Raw genomic sequence first — 20,417 nt, 5'->3', positions numbered from 1 at the left:
AATAAAAATATAGTCGAAAGTTAGGAGGGACATCAAATGATAGCATTTAATTGTGATTATAACGAAGGAGCACATCCACGTATTTTAGAGGCGTTAATTGAAACGAACATGGAACAGACGGCAGGTTACGGAGAAGACTCATATTGTCGGGAAGCAGAACTTATTATTAAGGGGTTATGTCAGTCACCGGAAGCGAAAGTGCATTTTATGGTAGGGGGAACGCAGGCAAACCTCACAGTGATTTCTTCTATTCTAAGACCGCATCAGGCGGCGCTCTGTGCCGTGAGCGGACATATCAATGTACATGAAACGGGTGCGATTGAAGCGTGTGGACATAAAGTAATGACAGTTCCAAGTGATGACGGGAAAATTTCTGCAGAACAGGTCAAAGAAGTGTATACACTCCATAAAAATGATTCTGCTTTTGAACATATGACACAGCCTAAGTTGGTTTATATTTCCAATCCGACTGAACTGGGAACGATATATACGAAGAAAGAGTTAGAAGACTTGCGTGCAGTTTGTGACGAGTGCGGTATGTATCTGTATTTGGACGGAGCCAGACTCGGATACGGTTTATCTGCTGAAGATAATGATTTGGATTTGGAAATTATTGCAGAAAACTGTGATGTTTTCTATATCGGAGGAACAAAAGTCGGGGCGTTGTTTGGAGAGGCGATTGTTATATGTAATGTGGATTTACAAGAAGATTTTCGCTACATTATGAAACAGAAAGGCGGAATGCTGGCAAAAGGAAGACTGCTAGGATTACAGTTTAGAGAATTGTTTAAAGATGGACTTTACTTTACAATGTCAAACCATGCAATCCGTCTGGCAATGCGTCTGAAGAATGGTCTTGCAGAAAGAGGATATAAGTTTTTATTGGACAGCACTACAAATCAACAGTTTGTTATTGTTCCCGATGAAAAATTAGAAAAATTAAAAGAAAAATATGTATATACTTATCAAGAGAGATATGATGAGAAGAACAGCGTTATCCGTTTATGCACAAGTTGGGCGACAAAAGAGGAGAATGTAGAAGCACTTCTCAGTGATATGTAAAGTAAAACAGATTGTGTCAATTGACACAATCTGTTTTGCGGTTAATCTTCTTTAAATGTAAGTTCTGTATCTGTCATGGATTCCACAATGGCAAGGGATTCCAAGTGAATTCCTTTTTCACGGATTTTCTTACCGCCATCTTGCATTCCTTTTTCAATAACAATTCCTGCCCCTTCGATTGTAGCACCTGCTTCATGTACAATGTCGATTAATCCAAGTAATGCACATCCGTTTGCAAGGAAATCGTCAAGAATAAGTACATGGTCATCTTTTGTCAAAAATTTCTTAGAAAGAATAACATCATATGTACGTTTGTGTGTGAAAGATTCGATTTTTGTCGAATATACGTCACCGTCAATATTGATACTCTGTGCTTTCTTGGCAAAAACAACAGGTACATTGAAATACTGTGCAACGATACAGGCGATTCCGATTCCGGATGCCTCTATAGTGAGAATCTTTGTGATTTTATCAGAAGGAAATCTTCTTCTGAATTCCTTTCCGATTTCATTGATTAAGTTAATGTCCATCTGATGATTTAAAAAACTGTCTACTTTCAGTACATTTCCGGGTTTAACAACACCGTCTTTTAAAATTCGTTCTTTTAAAAGTTGCATAATTCTGTTCCTCTCCTAATCAAAATTCACTCTGATTATAGTAAGTTTATATTGTTATTCATGATAACGCATAATCAGATTTTTTTCAATGTTAAATTTTAGAAAATGAAAGGGGAGTAGTATTTCTTTTTCTTTCGTGGTAAAATGATACATAATTATTTCGGAAAAGGAGAAATGAAAAATGACAAGATTGGAGAAGCAAATACAGTTTATTGTTGAAGTGGATAAAGTGAAAAATATTTTTAGACAGACGTATTTGGCTGATGGGGAAAGGAAAGAAAATGATGCGGAACATTCGTGGCATCTTGCATTGTCTGCTATTTTACTGAAAGAATACGTCAGTGAAGAGATTGACCTTCTCAAAGTAATTACGATGGTGCTGATTCATGACATTGTGGAGATTGACGCAGGGGATACATATGCCTATGACAGTGTGGGAGCGAAAGATAAAAGAGAGCGTGAAGAAAAGGCAGCGGATCGCATTTTCAATATACTTCCGACAGAGCAGGGACAGTATTTCAGAGAACTATGGGAAGAGTTTGAGTCATATGAAACGGAGGACGCCAAATACGCTCATCTGCTTGATAATTTTCAGCCAATGCTGTTAAATGATGCGTCAAAGGGCAAAAGTTGGAGTGAACATCAGGTGAAGAAAGAACAGATCTATAAAAGAAATGAGAGAATTGCAGACACTTCAGAAACGATATGGGAAGAAATGCAAAGAATCGTAGAGAAGAATATTCAACTGGGTAATATTTGTGAATAATAGAGGAAAACTTAAATGCAGGTAGAATTTATAGTGGCTTCCATATTTGCTCTTATTGTTTTCGGGATTGTGCATATGTATGTCGGCGGAAAGAAAGCAAAAAGAGTTTGGAGAGAAAAGTTTTTAAAAGAATGGGGGAAAATTCCCCAAAGAGAGTATGATGAAGAAGAATTAGAGAAGATTTCAAGATATTTTGAATATCAGTTGAAGAAAGGAAAAATCAGAAAACCTCATATTGATGACATTACATGGAATGATTTGGATATGGATAATGTTTTTGCCTATGCAAACAATACGAAATGTTCTGCGGGAGAGGAATATTTATATTACCTGTTGAGAATACCTGTGACAGAGCAGAAAACGTTGGATGAGAGGGAACGACTCATACATTTTTTTGCTACACACGAAAGTGAGAGAGTGGAGTTGGAAGTCTGCTTTCAACAGATAGGAAAGACAAGAAGATTTTCTATAAATGATTATATTGATCTGCTTGTTACATTGGAAAAAGAAAGCAATGTAGAACACTATATAGCGCTGTGTACTATTCCGATTGGACTTATCTTGATGACTGTTTTTGAAGTTGGTGTTGGATTTGCTGTTATGCTCATGCTTTTGGTGTTTGACGTTGTGCGTTATTATAAAAGAAAAGGGGAGATACAGCCTTATTTAACAACTTTTTCCCATATACTGAAAATGTTGGACGTCAGCAAGGAGATTTCCCAATTAAAGATTAATGAAGTGCAAACTTATGTAGATAATATTGCAAGTATTCGGAAGAAATTCAAAAAGTTCCGTTTTGGTTCATCTCTTTTAATGTCTACACAACGAGAAACGGGTAGTCTGGCAGAGGCATTTTTGGATTATATCCGTGTGGCAACACATATTGATTTGTTAAAATTCAATTCCATGCTGGAAGAAATCAAACGAAATGCGGATACAATAGATGAGTTGGTAGAAAATATAGGTACATTGGATGCGCTTATTTCTGTAGCGTCTTTTCGGAAAAGTCTTCCATTTTATAGCCTTCCGGAATTAAGGGAAACGAAGGAGGCATTTTTGGATGTAAAAGATGTATATCATCCTCTTATTGTAAATCCGGTGGCAAATTCCATAGCAGAGAACAGGAATGTGCTGATTACCGGATCAAACGCTTCCGGAAAATCTACGTTTTTAAAAACGGTGGCGATTAATGCTATTTTATCTCAGACCATATATACAAGTATCTCTTCATTTTATCGTGCAAGTTTCTTTCAAATTTATTCTTCTATGGCATTAAAAGATAACTTGCAAGGGAATGAAAGTTATTATATAGTAGAAATCAAATCATTAAAGAGAATTTTAAGTCATGCAGATGAAGGGATACCTATGCTTTGTTTTGTGGACGAAGTGCTTCGCGGAACGAACACGGTAGAACGTATATCGGCATCGGCACAGATTTTAAAGAGTCTTTCTAAAAAGCAGGTGCTTTGTTTTGCGGCAACACATGATATAGAATTAACACATATGCTGGAAAATGAGTACAGTAATTATCATTTTCAAGAGGAAATTCAGGAGAATGATATTTTATTTAATTATGAGTTGTACCGTGGAAGAGCGGTTTCAAGAAATGCTATAAAATTATTGAGTATGATTGGATATGATAAAGAGATTATTGAAAATGCAGAGCATACGGCAATGCATTTTCTAAAAACTGGAGAATGGAGAGTATAGATATGATGAAGGTAAAAATATATACGGATGGAGCAGCGAGAGGAAATCCTGACGGTCCGGGGGGATACGGAACAGTTTTAGAGTATGTGGATACAAAAGGAGAGTTGCATACAAAGGAATTATCTCAAGGATATAAGAAAACGACAAATAACCGTATGGAATTAATGGCAGTTATTGCCGGATTTGAAGCGTTAAATCGCCCGTGTGAAATTGAATTATATTCGGATTCAAAATATGTTGTAGACGCTTTTAACCAAAAATGGATTGACGGTTGGATAAAAAAAGGCTGGAAACGAGGAAAAAATGAGCCTGTAAAAAATATTGATTTGTGGAAACGCTTATTAAAAGCGAAAGAGCCTCATCAAGTAACATTTGTTTGGGTAAAAGGTCATGATGGTCATATGCAGAATGAACGATGTGATTTTTTGGCGACATCATCTGCTGATGGCGAAAACTTAATTGACGATGTAGTAGAAGTGTGTTAAAATATCTAACTGTATGTAAGTAAGACAGACGGTCGCAGCTGCAAGTGTCGAAAGACCGCAGGTGAGGAAAGTCCGGGCTTCATAGGGCAGGGTGCCGGATAACGTCCGGTGGAGGCGACTCTAAGGATAGTGCAACAGAAATGTACCGCGTTAGTAACGAGATGTGCAGCCTCCTGCAAGTATATGGANNTCCATATACTTGCAGGAGGGTATACGGCAAATGCCGTGTAGGGTTAGTTGTTTTACAACTTATCCTACCGTACAACTCTTTTGGCGTAAGGTTGGAAGGGCAGTGTAAGAGACTACCGCCCTGTTGGTAACAACAGGGGCATATGTAAACCCCACCCGAAGCAAAACCGAATGAAAACATTGTGGTTGCCCGCCACGTTTTAGGTAGGTTGCTTGAACTTATTGGCAACGATAGGTCTAGATAGATGACCGTCCAACGACATAACCCGGCTTATCGTCTTGCTTACATACATTGAAAGGAAAAATATGGAATACTTAATTCATATGAAAAAAAGAAAACGGAAATCAGAGAAGAGAACAATTATTGGCATAATAATGTTCTTTTTATTCATTATGGGATATTACACGTTTGTCTTTAAGAAATGGGATATGATTTTGGTGGGAAGTATTTTTCTCATTCTGCTGTTATATTATGCTGTAATTGTATTTGCTTTACATAAATGTGAAAAACAAGTGGAAATAGCACATATGGAAAAAGTTTGTGACATGGTTTCGGCGGAAGAATTACGGGAAATAGATGATTTTGTTTACCGTGTAGCCGATACATTATGGTGTAAAGGAAGTATTGTTCATATGCAATGTGTGTTATCTGAAAAGGCAATATATGGCTGGGGATATGGAACGGCAGATTTTTATTGTTATAAAATAGCAGATATTACCAAGATAGAAATGAAACAGAAGTTGCTTTATATTACTTTGCAAAATGATGAAGAAAAATTAGTGGGTTCATATTATAGTAATGGGCGAGTTACATTTGGCTTTAAAATTAAAGAGTTAAAAGAACAGATTGAAAAAAGGTTCATAAACAGTTAGGGGAAAAACTGTTTATGAACCTTTTGTATTATGAAATAACTCCTGTCTTAGAGCAGGTTAATGTTAGTGTTTTAGTTTTTGTTTGTATGGAAGCACTTCCATTATAAAGTTTAGCAGTTACTTTGGCTGTTGCAGTATTTTTAGAGTGGGAACTTGTTTTGTTTGTTATTTTCCAAGCAGAGTGATAAATTTTAGTTTCTACTTTAGAGGAAGTACAGGAGGAAGAAACACCGTTATATTTAAAAGTAGCGATAAGTGTCATGCTCCATAAAGAATTTCCTGCTGGGGTTTTATATGTTGCAGTGCGAGAAACGGTTTTTGTTTGGTCTTTATAAAAAGAATGGTTGTATTCAGTGGTTGTAATTTCATAAACATATCTATTTTGCGTATACTCGTTAGAGATTGTTTTGGGAGTGTCTGAAGTATATGCAAAACAGGAAAAAGTTAGAGAATAAGATAAGATGACAGATGTTAGTAAACATAAAAATTTTTTCATGAATGTAAAACTCCTTTTTATTTGTTGTCTGATTCAGGAACTTCAATATACTCTGTTGTTTCTATAATTTCCCGATGAATATAGGCTTCTTCAGCACCTTTATAATTCAGATATAAGGTTACAATTCTAAAAGCCCCTGTAAAAATAGCAATAGAAATTACCAATACTGTAGCAATACGAATGTATCTTGTTCGAGATAAAACTTTACGGAGTGAGTCTGCATTCATATCAGTCAGGTATCTTGCAACAATATCTTTAGGTTCGCCTATATTTTCTATAAGTGATTCTTTAGAAAAAATTTCGTTTGAAGTAGCATAATCTTTAATAGAAACAGATATATCATTGAGAAAATGTTTCTCGTTCTTTGTGAAAATAGGTAAAAGTTTTTTGATTTCACGTTTATAGTCTTTGATGATTTTTTTCTGTGTTTTAGTCATAAATTATTTTCCCCCCTCTTTCAATTCGTAATTTAGGATATTTTGTATCCCTGCATTTGTAGCGTAATAATCTTCTAAGAGTAAATTGAGTCGTTCTTTTCCCTCAGGTTCAAGGTGATAGTATACGCGTACAAGTCTTTTTCCTGCCTGTTGTTTGTAGTCTGTAATATATCCGTTATCAATTAATTTATAGAGAGCAGGATATAGAGAACCGACAGGAATGTCGATAATTCCGTTTGAACGTGATTTAATATTTTGTGATAACTCGTAACCGTAGTAATCTTTTTCCTGTAGTAAATGTAAAACGAGTAATTCTACAGAACCACGTCTGAAATTACTTTTAGCGTCCATAGTATCTTCCTTTCTACATATTGAATTATAGCATTTAAAATATTGATAAATCAATATTTAGAAAAACTAAATAGTTATTGACTAATATAATGTGGTATAGTAATATAAAAATATAAAGAAGATCTTCTGAAAATAAAATTTAAGATTATTGAGAGTTTGCATATTGATGTAAACCTCTAGTAAAAGAAGGAGAGAGTGTGGTATGAAGAAAAGAAAAAAATACACAAATCAAGCAAGGGTAAACACAAAAATGAAATTTTTACTTTCCTTATTAATGATTGGATCGATGTTGTTATATCCAATACAATCATTGGCATCATCGGAAAAGATACAAAATTCATCTCAGATTAATATTAATGTAACGTTAGACGAATTAAAAGATGGAATAACTGTATTATTACGTTTTAATTCGGATGGAACGTGTACAGAAACAGTTTTTGATAAGTTAGATGATGTACCACAATTAACAAAAGTCTCAGATGGCAAATTAGAATGGGCAGTTTTTCATCTTGGATTTAGAAATTGGAGTGGAAAAAGAGGAGATTTGTATTATGATATAGAAGCGGATGAGGCATTAGACAGGGTGAGGGGAAGAGCGTATGTAAAATCGGTAAGTGTGTTTGGTTCAACATATTATAATGACAGTTTTTCAAAGAATTTGAGTGGCTCGCATAAGACAAGTAGTACTATAAAAGCAGATATTAATGTAGGAAATTCAAAGGAAGTATTGGTTGGTTATTCAGGGGTAACATTTACTACAAAAGCAGGAGCGGGCGGATCCTTTCAAAGTAAATCTAAAATTGTGAAAAAATAGTCGATATGAAATATAAAATTACAGATATATTTGCGTATGAATTATCAAGAGAAATTTCACTTGTTGCTTTAGAAAAAATGGTTTTGAATGCGTTAGATAATGAAGTAGTATATTCACAAGAGTATTCGTGTTGTGTTTGCTTTGATAAAATAAATTTATCATTGGACGCAGATCAAAAGTGTGCTTGCAATATTTTGAAATCAAGAGAAATTGCTTATGTGATAAATGAAAATAGTGATATTATTGCGGTAGTAGGATATAAAAAAATGAAGGACTAGGTACAGAGTGAAAAAAAGTAATACGATAAAAAGTTGATATACTGCAGAGAACTTTTCTTTATAAATTTAGCGGAAATATTTTCCCTAAGAATTGTATAAAAAGCAGGAGACAATAAGAGGTTTAGCCTTATGTGTCTCCTTATTTGTTAAGGAATTTAATTTTATAAAAAATTTTGTTGAGTAATAAATAATTATTGACTAAAAACATAAGGTATATTAATATAAAGGCGTAAAAACAGAAAACAACCACAAAAATAAATAAAAAACAGAAAACATTAAAAATTATTTAAAAAATATTACATATATATTACATAAAAGGAGTAAAATATGAAATGTAAAAATAAAAAAATTATCTTGTTAATCAGTATTTTAATTATTTTGATATTAGCTATTTGGATAGTCAGAAAGCAGGGATATTCAGAAAATGATGCGTGGGAAGAACTGATGTCTTTGAAATCCAATGTTTCAATGGAGGACTTAAAACAAAAAGGTTATATTGATGTATCAAAAGTTATGAATACAGAAAATAAAGAGATACAGTCTTTTTTGCAAGATGCGAAAAATAAGAAAAAGGGTATTTTAAAAATTGCTACCATTGTAGATGACAGATTGTGTGCTAAAATTCTTGTATATAACAAAGAAATGAATGCAATCGTTATGGAAACGATGTATCCTAAGAAACAGCAGGGAGAAAGTCCTGATAAATGTTTTGACATAGAAACATATTTTGAAGAAGAAAACGAGGTTATAACAGTTTATTTGAAAAATATTCCAAATCGTTTCATTCCGAATACAGATAAAGCAGAGTTGGAAGATGAGAAATTATACTCATATAAAGTGAAGTAAAAATAAGGGTTAAATAATTTATGACAAGTAGGAGTTTAAAAATTATAGCATTGATTTTAATGACAATAGACCATATAGGTGCATTTATACTCGGAACACCGATTTTATTCAGGTGGATTGGAAGACTTTCAGCACCGATATTTGTTTTCTGTTGTGCGTGGTCTATGGATTTCACAAGAAATCGAAAAAAATATATGACACGGTTATATTTGGCGAATGTTGCTATGGGAATGATAAACTACTTGTTTTCTGTTTTTAGCAATATAAATGTAGATAATAATATATTCCGAACACTGTTTTTGATGACCGTTATGATTTACATATATGATACAACAAGGAACAATACTCGGAAAAGAGTTCTGTTATTTTCAGCATTCTTTTTGATAGAAATAGTTCTAAGCGGACTGATGTTTTGGTTGACTTATGTGGAAGTTCTTGATAGTGAATTGATTATACAGTGTATTTCTTCGGTATTAGGATTATTTTTAGGAATGGAAAGTCTGACATTTAGTTTTTTAGGGTTGGGAATATATATATGGAAAGAGGATAAGAGAAAATTTCAAATATGGTATATTGTTTTTTGCGTATTGTTTTCGCTTTTCGGATTTCTGCAGATTATTCCGAGAATAAATTTAAGGACAGATTATGTATATTTTCCTATTTTAGAAACTATAGCAAGGGATATAGGTTTGACTTCTATGTATAGGCAGATTGATATTTCCTATTTCTTTCTTGAAAATTTTCAATGGATGATGATATTTGCATTACCACTGATGAGTTTATTTTATAGAAAAAAAGATAAGTATCAGAAACCGAAAAAACAATGGAAATATTTTTTCTATCTGTATTATCCGATACATTTATATTTACTAAGTTTCATTGGAACTGTTATAGGATAGTGGAGAAATATAAAAGAAGAAAACGGGGTTACAACAGTTTATTTGAAAAACATTCCAAATCGTTCCATTCCGAATCCAGATAAAGTAGAATTGGAAGATGAGAGATTATACTCATATAAAGTGAAGTAAAAATATAGGTCTTACATAAATCCAACAGTAAAAGAACAATAGTAGGAGAATAATATCGCTTATAATTTTAACAAATGACAATGTAATATTGATAAAATAGAATTTGAATTTATAAAAGATTTGAAAAATGGAAGAATGTTATGAATGAAAAATTAGAAAAATTTTTATTATACGGAATAGAAAATAAAAAGAAAAGAAATATACGAAATGGATGCAGTGTTTTGATGTTATCTACCATTGAATCGAGATACCATTTAGAATATATAGTAGTTTTGTTGGGCTTATATTTGATTATGTTATTAATTTTTATACTTATTACTATATATTTAATTAAAAGAAATGCCTATGTTTCAGTTCCAATGAAAAAAATGGCAACTCGTTGGGTGCTTTTGTTATTTGGAATCTGTGGGATTTCAGTTGCTAAGATTCTAAGTTCTGGTTTAGGGGAAGAAAAAATGGTTCAAATAGGTGCTATATCTTTTGTATTGATTTTGGGGTATTTCAATTTTGTAAAATATATATTATTAAAAAAATATAATATGTAAGATTAACTACTTTTTAACAAAAGACAATAATTTAGATGTTTCTATGTCATATTAAGGCTCATCATAGTGTTTGTGCGAATAATGGAAAATTAGATATAAAATTATTACATGAATATATAAAAGGGGGGAGTGGAAAAGAGAGAAAAAGTATAAACCAACATGGCACAGAATGAACAAGGAAATACGAAAGGGGAGAACTCATCATGAAGAGAGGAAAACAAATTTTATTATTAACAGTGACAGCCTTAATGCTTACAGGGTGTCAGACTTCTGAAAAGAAATCCGAATTAACAGATTATCGTTTAATTACATCAAATGCCGATAGGTTAAATGAAAATCAGATTGTTGTAGAAAACAATACATATGACTTTGAAAAAGACAAGATGAATTCGTCAAAGTATAAAATTGATTTGGCAACACAGTTTAATTTTGCTGTAGTTGATGATAAGGGGAAAGCCGTATTATATTCGGCAAAAGATGAAAAAGGGAACGATGAAGTGTATCGTTACGATTTGGAAACAAAGAAAACCGAGCAGTTAACAAATAATCTTTGGGGAATTAACAGCATTATACCAAGAGAAAATGATTATATTGTAGTAGGTGTTCCACAGACACCGAACGATTCTAAAGAATTTATGCTTTGGTCTGTTGATCGTGATTCAAATAAGATAAAACAGATTGAAATTCCACATGATAAACATAAGGATATGTCTGTTTGGCAGGTCGCATATGTACCGGAAACAGACGGTCTTGTTTTACAGACATACAGTGAATCGGAAGAATATACGTTGCGTGACAAATGGAACAGAGCAGAAAACCATTCGGAAGATGAAGAATTAGAAATACCGTTTTATTACTATCAGTATGAAAACGGTAAAATGAACTATTTGTTTGAGCAAAAGATGCCACAGTCTAACGGACTTGTTGCAAATAAAAACGACCTTTTGTTTGGAGTTCAATCAGATGTGAATGGAAATAGCGTATATCGTTATAATCTGAAAGAGGATAAGACAGAGAAAGTAAAGGGCTTGGAACGATTGGATAAAGCTTTCTATTTAGACGAGGCAAGTGAGTATTTATATAAATTCAATGGCAAAATCGGTAAAGTGAATCTGAAAACGGGAGAAGAGGAATGGTTGGATAACCAGTTTAAAGAATACTATTTCACAAATTATAGATTGGTAAAAGAACAATAAGGGAAATAAAATAGAAGTTATAAAGTGGAAAACTTTATAACTTCTATTTTTCTATTATTTTCTATGATATTTTTCTTCACAGTATTTACAGCGGTATTCCTGTGTTTCTTCATCTGTCAAAACAAAAACATGGTCAAGCTCCTGTTCGATAGAAGTGATACAGCGAGGATTTTTACATTTGATTACGTTGGTAATTTCTTTTGGAAGTTCCAAACGTTTTTTCTCAACAACTTTATCATTCTGAATAATATTGATTGTAATATTGTGGTCGATAAAACTTAAAATATCTAAATCAATAATATCAATCGGACATTCGATTTTCATAATATCTTTTTTGCCCATTTTATTACTTTTTGCATTCTTAATAATGGCAACACAACAGTCTAATTTATCCAATTTCAAGTAACGGTAAATATCCATACTTTTTCCTGCTTGGATATGGTCGAGTACGAAACCTTCTTCAATGGAACTTACGTTAAGTGTATTCTTTGTCATAATGGTTCTCCTTATCGTTTTTAAGAAACTTTGATTTCCAGTAATGTTAAAATTAATGCCATACGGACATATACGCCATATTGTGCCTGTTTGAAATAAATGGCACGAGGGTCTTTGTCTACTTCAACAGCAATTTCATTTACCCTAGGAAGAGGGTGAAGAACGAGCATATCATCTTTTGCCAATGCCATTTTTGCAGAATCTAAAATATAAAAATCTTTCATGCGTACATAATCTTCTTCATTGAAGAAACGTTCTTTCTGTACACGGGTCATGTAAAGTAAATCAAGTTCGCCCATAGCATCTTCCAAGCGTACCACTTCTTTATATGGAATGTTGTTTTTGTCCAAAACATCTTTGCGGATATAACTTGGAAGTCTGAGTTCTTCAGGAGAAATCAATACGAATTTCACATTTTCATAACGTACAAGTGCGTGAATTAAAGAGTGTACTGTACGTCCGAATTTTAAATCACCGCAAAGCCCGATAGTGATGTCGTGCAAGCGTCCTTTTTCGGAACGGATAGTAAGCAAATCTGTTAATGTCTGTGTAGGGTGTTGATGTCCTCCGTCCCCGGCATTGATAATCGGGATAGTAGAGTGTTGGCTGGCAACCATAGGAGCCCCTTCTTTAGGGTGGCGCATAGCACAGATGTCGGCATAGCAGGCAATCATTCGAATTGTATCCGATACGCTTTCCCCTTTTGTAGCGGAACTTGAATCAGCAGAAGAAAATCCGAGTACATTTCCGCCTAAATTCATCATGGCTGCTTCATGACTTAATCTTGTTCTTGTACTTGGTTCATAAAATAATGTGGCAAGTTTTTTTCCCTCGCAGGCGTGAGCGTATTTTTCGGGATGTGCCTCAATATCATTTGCCAAGTCTAAAATTTCATCAATTTCCTCTACGGATAAATCCAATGGGTTTAATAAATGTTTCATAAATTCCTCCTACTTGTATGTTAATAAATCTTCTACACTTTTTCTCTTTGGAACTATAGGGTCGATATCAGGGTAGCCAAGAGCGATAAGAGCAACCAGTTCCTGTCCTTCGGGAATGTTCAGTAATTCCGTTATGCCGTCTTCATCAAAAATTCCCATTATAACCGTACCGAGTCCCGCCTCATGTGCTGCAAGACAAAAAGACTGGCAGGAAACGCCCACATCAAACATTTGCCAGCGGTCGCCTTTCTTTGTTGAAAATGAACCGTCACGCTCAAAACCGCAGCGTCCCGTTACCATTGTTACTGCAATTAACATTGGTACTTGGCGAATAATATTTGCATTATATTCTGGGGTGAAATCGGTAACAATTTTGTTGATGATAGATGTGTCTTCAATTGCTATATAGCGTGTAATCTGTGTATTCTTCCAAGAGGGAGAATAAGAAGCGGTAGAGATAATCGATTCAAGTAGTGCATAGTCTACTTTGTCGGATTTATATTTGCGAATGCTTCTTCGAGATTTGATACATTCCACAGTGTTCATAATATTTTTCCTCCTATGTGAAAAGTTTTATATATCATATAATAAAATAAGAAGATTTTCAACAGGTGAGGACAGGAATTATGAAAAAATTCCCGTCCTATTTTTGTCTGTTTAAAAGTTTTTCGTATAGAAGCCCAACCCCGAACCATAGAGGAGCGTAATCTAAACGGATTAATCCTTTAATATTTAATTTGGCATCGGTGTAATCCCACGGGCAAGCATTATATTTCTTTAAAAGAGAGCCTGTCAGAAATTCGCAGAGGAAAATGCAGAAAGTATATATAACACCTCTAATCATTACGCTTTTATTTTTAAGAAATCTGCAAAGTGGGGTAAGAAGCCCTGCCAAACTGTAAATAGGAAACATCCAAATGGACGTCCGTCCGATAAGTTTAGGGTCTTTGCGAAATAAAGAATGTATGGAAGTGAAAATGATTTCCATACACCAGCCAACTGTTCCACATAAGATAAATTTATTTTTCATAGGGAAAGTATTGCCGTAAAAGATAGATTTTAAACTTGATGTATATTATAATAGTCAGAAATAATAAATGAGGAAGAGGTGGGACATATGTCATTACAGAAAATACGTGAACAATTGGACGATATAGATGAACAGATTTTATCCCTTTATGAGAGAAGAATGGAATTGTGTGAGCAGGTGGGAAAAGACAAATTAAGGACGGGTAAGAAAGTATACGACAGAAAAAGAGAGGAAGAGAAATTGGCTGTTCTGAGTGAGAAGGCATCAAACGAGAGAAATAAAAAGGGTATTCGTGAATTGTTTGAGCAGATTATGTCTATGAGCAGAAAATTGCAGTATCAGATTTTAGGAGAAAACGGCGTGTACGGAAAAACTGCATTTATTCAATTGAAAGAACTGGAGAGTAGGAATGCCAGACTTGTTTTTCAGGGAACGGACGGTGCGTATAGTCAGCAGGCACTTAGACAATATTTCGGAAACAGTGAAAATGTTTTTCATGTAGATACATTTCGTGATGCAATGGAAGCGATAGAAGAAGGATCTGTGGATTTTGCGGTTCTTCCTATCGAAAACTCTTCGGCAGGTGCAGTCAGTCAAGTATATGATTTGCTTGTGGAATTTGAAAATTATATTGTAGGCGAAGTTATCATTCCTATTCGCCATGCTCTTGTCGGAGTACAAGGAGCGACATTATCGGACATAGAACGGGTATATTCTCATCCGCAAGGGCTTATGCAGAGTGAGAAGTTTTTGGCGGAACATAGAAACTGGCAACAGATAAGCGTGGAAAACACGGCAGTGGCGGCAAAAAGGGTGTTGGAAATCGGTAAACGCACGGAAGCGGCAATATGTAGTGAATATGCGGCAGAATTGTATGGTTTGGAAGTTTTAGCCCACTCTATTAATCACAGTGAGAATAATTCTACAAGATTTATTATAGTGACAAACCAGAAAGTATTTCTGGAGGGAGCAAAGAAAATAAGTATTTGTTTTGAAATTCCTCACGAGAGCGGTTCGCTGTATCATCTCCTTTCGCATTTTATTTATAATGATTTAAATATGACAAAAATAGAGTCCAGACCGATAGAAGATAGAAATTGGGAATATCGCTTTTTTGTGGATTTTGAGGGGAATATGGCGGATTCGTCCGTGAAAAATGCGATTCGTGGTTTGCGTGATGAAACAAGGAATTTGCGTATTCTCGGAAATTATTAACGGCAAAATGCATAAAAATTATTTGAAAAAGAAATTTTTCTTGTGCAAAATAGATGTAGAAGGTATAATACCATTATTACTAAAAGAAAAGACGTGAATGAGGAGGCTTCTATGGGTGGACAGAGCAGAAGGGCAAATTTCTGTGCAGAATGGGTACTGGAAGAATATGCCGATATGGTGTACAGACTTGCCATTATTCATATGAAAAATAAGGCAGATGCGGAAGACGTGTTTCAAGAAGTTTTTTTAAGATTTGTTAAAAATTCAGATAAAATTTCCACAGAAGAACATTTGAAAGCGTGGCTTATCAAAGTTACGGTAAATTGTTGTAAAAAACAGTTTGACAGTGCGTGGAACAGACATAGGGCATCATTGGAGTATGATATGGAAGACTCCTACGAGATGGAGGAAAAGGATGAGAGTGTGACAGAAGCGGTGCAGAAACTGCCGGAAAATTATCGGACGGTTATTCATTTGTTTTATTATGAGGAATATTCCATAAAGGAAATCAGTATGCTTCTCGAACAGTCGGAAACGGCAGTAAAGACAAGGCTGTCAAGGGCGAGAGATATGCTTAGAAATCACCTGAAAGGAGAAGTTGAATATGCGGGAACAGTATAGACATGAGATAGATAACATTCATGCTCCAAAAGACTTGATAGAGAGAACAAGACAACAGATACAGACAGAAACGAGAAAGAAGAAAAAGGCAAAAAGACATATATGGATAGGTACAGCGGTGGCAGCCTGTGTCTGTATAACGATTTTAGGCGGATATATTTATGTGGGTAAGATACAGAATAATGTAGAGGTGCAGACAGTTGTATTCCGTGAGTCATCTGATTGGGAAACGGGACTTTCACTTGGTGGAAAGCAGGATGTTGAAGATAAACAGACAACTAAAATCGAATGGGAAGAATTGGACGGGAAAGAGAATATACCGGAAGAAGTCTTGAAAGCGAAACCAAGTAGGATAGATGGTAAGAATATCTATATTTGCAAAGAGAAAGGAACAGACAATTATTATGCTGCCTATGAAGAGAAAGAAAATTATTTTTATGTTTATGGTAAAAATGTGACAGAAAAAGAATTTTTAATATTTTTAAGGAAAATGTTGTAACCTTTTTTGAAGTGTCAGGGTATTATTGTTATAAAGCAAGGGAGGAAGGCCTATGAAGAGAAGAAAAGTAACGGGTATCTGTTGTGCGATATTGGCATTTTCATTGATGCTGACAGGCTGTCAGACGGAGAAGAAAAGTGGTGGCAGTAAGGAAAAAGAAAAAGCGGAGATGACAACGTCAAAACAGTTATCGTCAAAGATAAAAGAAAAGTATGAGGACTCTGAGAAATATATTTATAAAGATACGATAGAGGACGTAAAGAGAAATGAAAAGGTTCCGGTTCAATTTGGATTTGATATTAAGAACGGGCAGTTTAAAAATTATACGGAATTGGTGGCGGTTTACCAAGACCCCGAATTAACGCAGAGAGTCGGAACACATTTTGAATGGAACGCAGAAACTCAGATGTTGAAAATCAAACCACCACGCTGGTCTACGGCACAGATTAGCGTGACGCCACAGCAGGTGGAGAAAGATGAAGATTTGATTTTCGGATATGATAAAGTATCTAATGTTCTTTTTGATAAAGATGAATTTGAGGATTGGGGAAACCTTCCACAATATTACATGGCGCTTTATGTAAATCCTGAAACAGGGGAAAAGTTGGAAAAACCGATTATTACTCCGTTTACAATTAAAAATGAAGTGAAAAAAGCACCGGAAGTAAAATTTAGAGTGAATGAGGAAGGAAAACCTGAATTTTACTGGGAGAAAGTAAAAGGTGCAAAAGCCTACTATGTTGTACAATATGATTATGATGATGAACGCGGCTACAGTATGGTGGGTATGACGAGAGGGATAACGGATAAGACATCATGGTCACCGGATAGCAATATTATGTTCAATACATTTACTGTGGCAGAAGTGTCCAGAAATGAAAAATGGGTTGTAGATAAATATGGACAGGGAACAGGACCGGTTGTTACTGAAAATAATTTAAAGGAACAGAAGTATTGCGTTGTTGCCGCAAATGAAGACGGAACTTCCGCAATCAGCAATTCTTTCAGTAAACATCAGTTGGCAAAGATGATAGCAAGTAATGTGGAAGGAAAGAAATCAAGAGAAGAGGAAGGTTCAAGATATGCAAAAAGTTTTAATGAACTTCCTTCATATGCTTGGGTAACCATGTGTGACGGACGTCTTGCTCAGAAATTAATTACATATGATATAGAGAATGCCAAAGAAAAGACGGAAACATGGGGACAATATGAAAAGCCGGATATGTCAGATTTGAAGAATGTACAGGTAGATATTGTAAAAATTCCATATCAGATTGAAGGAACAGCATTTAAAGATGTGGCTGTAGTGGAACAGTACGATAAATCAACTGTAAAGGCAGATTTGAAGGCATTAAAAGAGCGGCAGGATACACTTCGTGCAAGAGGTGGACGTACAGATGCCAAGTTTGAAGTGGAAGAGGAGAAAGAAGAAAAAGCAGAAGAAAATATTTACGCAACTGATTATGAGATTACGGCAACTTCTGCACTCAGCGAGTATATTGGAAGGAACATGGTTGCGGGAAATGCGATGATTGACCTCTCAGATTTCAAAGAAGCGAAAGACCAGTCACAATTATTGGATGCATGGCAGGAAGCGACATATCAAAATCCGCTGGCGCTGGGAGTGAGAAGTGCCTCTATTGCGGGAGATTATCTCATTATTAAATATGATGATTCTCCGGAAGTGATGCGTAAAAAACAGGAAGAAATTGTAAAAGAAGTAAAAAGGGTAGTAAAAGAAGTTGTTAAAGATGATATGACGGAACTGGAAAAAGAAATTGCCCTAAATAATTATCTTTGCGAGAATGCAAAATATGATGATGACGCATTGAAAAATGCAGAGAAAAATAATTTCAAAAAGGTAGATAAGGAATTTAACGATTCTTTTACCCCATACGGTGTTTTGGTTAATAAAAATGGGGTATGTGCAAGTTATGCAGGTGCATACAAACTTCTCGCAGAGGAAGCGGGATTAGAATGTATCGTTGTAACGGGATATTTGGAAGGAAATCTTCCACACGCATGGAATAAAGTAAAGGTTGACGGAAAATGGCAGATAGTGGATACAACGAATAATGATAATGAAATTTTAACAAACGCATTATTGAATCTGCCGAATGCGGAAGCGGACAGAGTTCTTGTGGAAGATGACAGATATTTAGTGAATTCAGTTATTTCGGATTACACGGCAAAAGAAGACACAAAAGAATACTATCATATCAATAATAAATATTTTGAAAAAAGTGCCATTGCAAATTCTCTTGTAAAAGAAGTCGGAACAAACGGAAAAGCGACGCTTAGAACTGAATATGGGCTTACGGAAGAAGAGTTTAATCAAATTGCAGGTCAGGTTGTAACCGGACTTGGAAATAATAAATTGCAGGGAACTTATTGGTTGGGAGTTATTTATATTACAAAATAGTCAAAGGAGGACAAAGTTATGAAGAAAAGAATGAAAAGATTGGCAACTATTGGAATTGTGGCAGTGATGGCAATGGCATTGGCAGCAGGATGCGGCAAGAAGGCAACACCGGAATCTTTACTTACAGATATGAATAAAAAGTTAGAAGGTATGAAATCGACAGAAGCAAGTTTGATTTTAAACATGGAAATGTCACAAGAAGGACAAACGGCAGAGATGAACATGGAAATGGATGTAGAAACTATTATGAAGACAGGAGAAACCCATACAGAAGGCGAAGTCGGTGTGAAACTTTTAGGACAGAGTGCTTCCACAGAAGTAGAAAGTTATGTTGTTAAAGAAGATGATGAGTATATCAATTATGTTAACCAGCAAGGAAAATGGAAAAAAGAAAAAGTAGATGAAGACGAGGTAGTAAAACCGTCAACAGATTTATTTGGCGAGTTTGAAGAATCTTTTGAAAAATTTAAATTAAACGAAGATCTTGTGAAAGTAAACGATAAAGAATGCTTTGAATTAAAGGGCGAGGTCAGTTCGGAAATTATGGAATACCTTATGAGTAGTGATATGTCAAAAGAGGCAGACTTAGACAAATACCTCTCAGATGAAGATGAGGATATAAAGGTACCTTGTACAGTGGCTATTTATAAAGAAGAACTTCTTCCTGCAAAAGTTACACTTGATATGAAAGAGATTTTTGGAAAAATGAGTGAAACCGCAGATTTAGATATTGAAAAATTCAAAATGGAAATCAGTTACGGTGACTTCAATAAATTGAAAAAAATCGAAGTGCCTAAAGATGTTTTAAAAGAAACAGAGGGGTTTGGCAGCGGATTAGATTTTGATGATGAAGATTTTGAGTCTGATGATAAAGATGATGATAATCAACAGAGCAGTGGTCAAAGTGCAAATGTAGATGTGAAAGATGCAGTTGATTTGACAAAGACGTCTATGACATCACCTGCACCGCTAAATAAATGGGTTAAGACAACACGTTATGCTACAGAAGATAATTTATATCATACAGTTTATGTAAGAATCAATAAAGTAACAACAATGAGTCAAGATGCTAATTATGTCAATCAGGCAATTCAGCAACATAACCAATTCGGAAGAAGAAAAATCGATGTAAATCAGATGAAGTTACCGGCAGACGTTGAGTTATGTGTATTCGACTATGAAGTAATGGTTCCGAAGGAATTTCCTGCACCGGATTACGGAATGGTAGAACCGGATATTACTTTTAGTGCAAAAAATAAAAGTGGTGGCGGTGTTCCAAGCGCAGACGGAACACACACATATATCGGTATGGGAAGTATTACAGAAATGAAAGTAAGAAGTGACGAAGAAAAATTCTATCCGGGAAACACATATAAAATGCGTGGCTGTTTCTCAATGGTAAAAGGTTTTAAAGATTATGTTTTTGAGTCAACAGCATATCCTGAAGGACAGGAGTCATCAGCCGGAACATTAGTAAAAGGATATTGGTCAGCACGTTAAC

The 20,417-nt window shown here is 34.9% G+C and carries 24 protein-coding genes and 1 other RNA gene; 17 read left to right on the top strand and 8 right to left on the bottom strand.

The genetic code is table 11. From position 1 onward, the window contains the following. Positions 1–36: 36 nt before the first annotated feature. Complete coding sequence (locus ACYPXO_RS06810; RefSeq protein WP_459639860.1) at positions 37–1,062, top strand: threonine aldolase family protein; 1,026 nt, start codon at positions 37–39, stop codon at positions 1,060–1,062. A 41-nt stretch (positions 1,063–1,103) separates the two neighbouring features. Here the strand turns inward: ACYPXO_RS06810 and ACYPXO_RS06805 are convergent, their stop codons facing one another. Then, complete coding sequence (locus tag ACYPXO_RS06805) at positions 1,104–1,679, bottom strand: xanthine phosphoribosyltransferase (protein WP_459639859.1); 576 nt, start codon at positions 1,677–1,679, stop codon at positions 1,104–1,106. A 181-nt stretch (positions 1,680–1,860) separates the two neighbouring features. Here ACYPXO_RS06805 and ACYPXO_RS06800 point away from each other — a divergent pair, with 181 nt between their 5' ends. The 5 genes from ACYPXO_RS06800 (at position 1,861) to ACYPXO_RS06780 (ending at position 5,702) form a co-directional block, all read left to right on the top strand. After that, a complete protein-coding gene (locus tag ACYPXO_RS06800) occupies positions 1,861–2,445 on the top strand; it encodes an HD domain-containing protein (protein ID WP_459639858.1) in 585 nt (194 codons plus the stop codon). Positions 2,446–2,460: 15 nt separating this feature from the next. Beyond that, on the top strand, positions 2,461–4,155 hold the full coding sequence (locus ACYPXO_RS06795; RefSeq protein ID WP_459639857.1) for a MutS-related protein: 1,695 nt from the start codon (positions 2,461–2,463) through the stop codon (positions 4,153–4,155). A gap of 5 nt (positions 4,156–4,160) precedes the next feature. Next, on the top strand, positions 4,161–4,640 hold the full coding sequence (gene rnhA / locus ACYPXO_RS06790) for a ribonuclease HI (protein WP_459639890.1): 480 nt from the start codon (positions 4,161–4,163) through the stop codon (positions 4,638–4,640). Between the two features lie 16 nt (positions 4,641–4,656). Then, an RNA gene (gene rnpB / locus ACYPXO_RS06785) (RNase P RNA component class A) lies at positions 4,657–5,119 on the top strand. Between the two features lie 16 nt (positions 5,120–5,135). Further along, the gene (locus ACYPXO_RS06780; RefSeq protein WP_459639856.1) at positions 5,136–5,702 is read left to right on the top strand and encodes a hypothetical protein; all 567 of its coding nucleotides are present in this window, start codon (positions 5,136–5,138) and stop codon (positions 5,700–5,702) included. Positions 5,703–5,730: 28 nt separating this feature from the next. Here the strand turns inward: ACYPXO_RS06780 and ACYPXO_RS06775 are convergent, their stop codons facing one another. The 3 genes from ACYPXO_RS06775 to ACYPXO_RS06765 are packed head-to-tail and all read right to left on the bottom strand — an operon-like array spanning position 5,731 to position 6,986. Next, positions 5,731–6,198 (bottom strand): hypothetical protein, encoded by a 468-nt coding sequence (locus ACYPXO_RS06775; RefSeq protein WP_459639855.1) that lies wholly within the window; start codon positions 6,196–6,198, stop codon positions 5,731–5,733. Positions 6,199–6,215: 17 nt separating this feature from the next. Continuing rightward, a complete protein-coding gene (locus tag ACYPXO_RS06770) occupies positions 6,216–6,635 on the bottom strand; it encodes a DUF6120 family protein (protein ID WP_459639854.1) in 420 nt (139 codons plus the stop codon). Between the two features lie 3 nt (positions 6,636–6,638). Continuing rightward, a complete protein-coding gene (locus tag ACYPXO_RS06765; protein WP_459639853.1) occupies positions 6,639–6,986 on the bottom strand; it encodes a PadR family transcriptional regulator in 348 nt (115 codons plus the stop codon). 202 nt (positions 6,987–7,188) lie between these two features. Between ACYPXO_RS06765 and ACYPXO_RS06760 the strand changes: the two genes are divergently transcribed. The 6 genes from ACYPXO_RS06760 (at position 7,189) to ACYPXO_RS06735 (ending at position 11,693) form a co-directional block, all read left to right on the top strand. Then, the gene (locus tag ACYPXO_RS06760) at positions 7,189–7,800 is read left to right on the top strand and encodes a hypothetical protein (protein ID WP_459639852.1); all 612 of its coding nucleotides are present in this window, start codon (positions 7,189–7,191) and stop codon (positions 7,798–7,800) included. 5 nt (positions 7,801–7,805) lie between these two features. Then, on the top strand, positions 7,806–8,078 hold the full coding sequence (locus ACYPXO_RS06755; RefSeq protein WP_459639851.1) for a hypothetical protein: 273 nt from the start codon (positions 7,806–7,808) through the stop codon (positions 8,076–8,078). Positions 8,079–8,405: 327 nt separating this feature from the next. Continuing rightward, on the top strand, positions 8,406–8,924 hold the full coding sequence (locus tag ACYPXO_RS06750; protein ID WP_459639850.1) for a hypothetical protein: 519 nt from the start codon (positions 8,406–8,408) through the stop codon (positions 8,922–8,924). A 20-nt stretch (positions 8,925–8,944) separates the two neighbouring features. Continuing rightward, positions 8,945–9,823 carry a TraX family protein gene (locus ACYPXO_RS06745; RefSeq protein WP_459639849.1) on the top strand — a complete coding sequence of 293 codons (879 nt, stop codon included), beginning with the start codon at positions 8,945–8,947 and terminating at the stop codon, positions 9,821–9,823. A 269-nt stretch (positions 9,824–10,092) separates the two neighbouring features. Then, the gene (locus ACYPXO_RS06740; protein WP_459639848.1) at positions 10,093–10,497 is read left to right on the top strand and encodes a hypothetical protein; all 405 of its coding nucleotides are present in this window, start codon (positions 10,093–10,095) and stop codon (positions 10,495–10,497) included. A gap of 203 nt (positions 10,498–10,700) precedes the next feature. Further along, on the top strand, positions 10,701–11,693 hold the full coding sequence (locus ACYPXO_RS06735) for a hypothetical protein (protein ID WP_459639847.1): 993 nt from the start codon (positions 10,701–10,703) through the stop codon (positions 11,691–11,693). Between the two features lie 54 nt (positions 11,694–11,747). Here the strand turns inward: ACYPXO_RS06735 and ACYPXO_RS06730 are convergent, their stop codons facing one another. The 4 genes from ACYPXO_RS06730 to ACYPXO_RS06715 all read right to left on the bottom strand — a co-directional run bounded on the left by ACYPXO_RS06730 (position 11,748) and on the right by ACYPXO_RS06715 (position 14,159). Continuing rightward, the gene (locus ACYPXO_RS06730) at positions 11,748–12,188 is read right to left on the bottom strand and encodes an aspartate carbamoyltransferase regulatory subunit (RefSeq protein WP_459639846.1); all 441 of its coding nucleotides are present in this window, start codon (positions 12,186–12,188) and stop codon (positions 11,748–11,750) included. Positions 12,189–12,208: 20 nt separating this feature from the next. Next, a complete protein-coding gene (gene pyrB / locus ACYPXO_RS06725) occupies positions 12,209–13,129 on the bottom strand; it encodes an aspartate carbamoyltransferase (protein ID WP_459639845.1) in 921 nt (306 codons plus the stop codon). Between the two features lie 9 nt (positions 13,130–13,138). After that, positions 13,139–13,675 (bottom strand): nitroreductase family protein, encoded by a 537-nt coding sequence (locus ACYPXO_RS06720; RefSeq protein ID WP_459639844.1) that lies wholly within the window; start codon positions 13,673–13,675, stop codon positions 13,139–13,141. Between the two features lie 97 nt (positions 13,676–13,772). After that, positions 13,773–14,159 carry a putative ABC transporter permease gene (locus ACYPXO_RS06715; RefSeq protein WP_459639843.1) on the bottom strand — a complete coding sequence of 129 codons (387 nt, stop codon included), beginning with the start codon at positions 14,157–14,159 and terminating at the stop codon, positions 13,773–13,775. Between the two features lie 87 nt (positions 14,160–14,246). Between ACYPXO_RS06715 and pheA the strand changes: the two genes are divergently transcribed. From pheA to ACYPXO_RS06690, 5 genes are all read left to right on the top strand, one after another. Then, positions 14,247–15,374 carry a prephenate dehydratase gene (pheA, locus tag ACYPXO_RS06710; RefSeq protein WP_459639842.1) on the top strand — a complete coding sequence of 376 codons (1,128 nt, stop codon included), beginning with the start codon at positions 14,247–14,249 and terminating at the stop codon, positions 15,372–15,374. Positions 15,375–15,485: 111 nt separating this feature from the next. Further along, complete coding sequence (locus ACYPXO_RS06705) at positions 15,486–15,995, top strand: RNA polymerase sigma factor (protein WP_459639841.1); 510 nt, start codon at positions 15,486–15,488, stop codon at positions 15,993–15,995. Further along, on the top strand, positions 15,979–16,494 hold the full coding sequence (locus ACYPXO_RS06700; protein WP_459639840.1) for a hypothetical protein: 516 nt from the start codon (positions 15,979–15,981) through the stop codon (positions 16,492–16,494). Before ACYPXO_RS06705 ends, ACYPXO_RS06700 begins: the two co-directional genes overlap by 17 nt. A 52-nt stretch (positions 16,495–16,546) precedes the next feature. Next, complete coding sequence (locus tag ACYPXO_RS06695) at positions 16,547–18,916, top strand: transglutaminase domain-containing protein (protein ID WP_459639839.1); 2,370 nt, start codon at positions 16,547–16,549, stop codon at positions 18,914–18,916. An 18-nt stretch (positions 18,917–18,934) separates the two neighbouring features. Continuing rightward, positions 18,935–20,416: a DUF6612 family protein gene (locus ACYPXO_RS06690; RefSeq protein ID WP_459639838.1), complete on the top strand. Its 1,482-nt coding sequence runs from the start codon at positions 18,935–18,937 to the stop codon at positions 20,414–20,416. Position 20,417: the final 1 nt, after the last annotated feature.

The organism is Faecalimonas canis, from assembly GCF_054601575.1.
This window is presented reverse-complemented; position numbering and strand designations above follow the sequence as displayed.